Source organism: Actinocorallia lasiicapitis (assembly GCF_054778695.1).
In genome coordinates, this window is sequence record NZ_BAAGZI010000740.1 from 1 (window position 1) to 1,227 (window position 1,227).

The window sequence follows — 1,227 nt, forward strand, 5'->3', positions numbered from 1 at the left end:
CCCGGCACCGCGTCGGCCGCGCCCAGCAGCAGCGCCGCGATCACCTCGGCGCGGACGGTGCGCTCCAGCGGCCACGGCTCGTCCGGGCCGGGATCGGGGCCGTCCGTCCGCAGGTCGACCGATGCGCCGCGCGGAAACGCCTCCCAGAGCCGAACTTCCGCCCCATTAAGATCATTCGGCCGCATGACCCCATAGTGCCGTGAAGTCCGGGCGGTTGGCGACGTGTTCCGGCACCGGAAGATCGTGGCGGAGCGCCGGATCGGTGACCGGCGGATCGAAGACCTGGCGGATCGGGTGGACGCCCGCCCAGACCGGCAGCTCCAGATCCGGGGCGTCGTCGTCCGGCGGACCCGTCCTGACCTTGACCGACGCCTCGTCCAGCGAGAGCGCCAGGACGATCGTGGCGGCGAGCTCCTTACGGGTCGGCGCGCGCACGGCGTCCCACTGGCCCGGGGCCATGTTCTCGGTGAGGGCGCGCAGGCCGTCCAGGCGCTCCTGCTCGTCGGTGACGATCCGGGGCGTCCCGTAGACCATCGCCGAACGGTAGTTCACCGAATGGTTGAACACCGAGCGGGCCAGCACGAGGCCGTCGAGATGGGTGACGGTCACACAGATCTGGCCGGCGCGGCCCGCGCGCAGGGAGCGGGCGGCCGTCGAACCGTGCAGGTAGAGGGTGTCGCCGATACGGCCGTAACCCGTCGGGACGACCATCGGGAACGGGCCGTCGGGGGAGTCGTGCAGGACGCCCAGATGGCAGATGATCCCGGCGTCGAGGACGGCGTAGAGGGCTGCGCGGTCGGTCAGCGCGCGGTCGCGGTTCCGCTGCCGGGTCCGGTCCGTGAGGGTGAGCTGGTCGGAGGACATGACCTAGAAGTTAAGGTGAAGTGGATATCCCGACCATGGCCACTTCCCGTTGATTTCAGGTGACCACTTTGCCGCGTCGCGCCGCCGACCTGCCCCTTCGGCTCGACCGCGCCTCGGACGTGCCGCTGACCGTCCAGCTCATCGAGGTGCTGCGGGCGGCGCTGCGGGACGGGTCGCTGAGACCGGGGGAGCGGCTGCCGTCCACGCGGGCGTTCGCGGCGGACCTCGCGGTGAGCCGGACCGTGGTCACCGACGCCTACCAGCAGCTCTACGCCGAAGGATGGCTGGTGGGGCGGCACGGCTCCGGCACGTTCGCCGCCGACCTGCTGGCCGATCCGGAACCGGCGCGGGCCGCGCCCGTCC

At 71.9% G+C, this 1,227-nt stretch carries 2 protein-coding genes and 1 pseudogene; 1 reads left to right on the forward strand and 2 read right to left on the reverse strand.

Annotated elements, in window-relative coordinates; genetic code table 11:
• Positions 1 to 185: pseudogene (locus tag ACYVE7_RS34250) on the reverse strand (hypothetical protein); the annotation flags it as partial.
• Positions 172 to 864, reverse strand: coding sequence for a pyridoxamine 5'-phosphate oxidase family protein (locus ACYVE7_RS34255; RefSeq protein WP_460370760.1), 693 nt, complete (start codon positions 862 to 864; stop codon positions 172 to 174). The gene ACYVE7_RS34255 and the pseudogene ACYVE7_RS34250, both read right to left, overlap by 14 nt.
• Positions 865 to 932: 68 nt before the next feature.
• Between ACYVE7_RS34255 and ACYVE7_RS34260 the strand changes: the two genes are divergently transcribed.
• Positions 933 to 1,227, forward strand: a 295-nt coding sequence (locus ACYVE7_RS34260) for a GntR family transcriptional regulator (RefSeq protein WP_460370762.1), incomplete at its 3' end; no start/stop codon positions are given.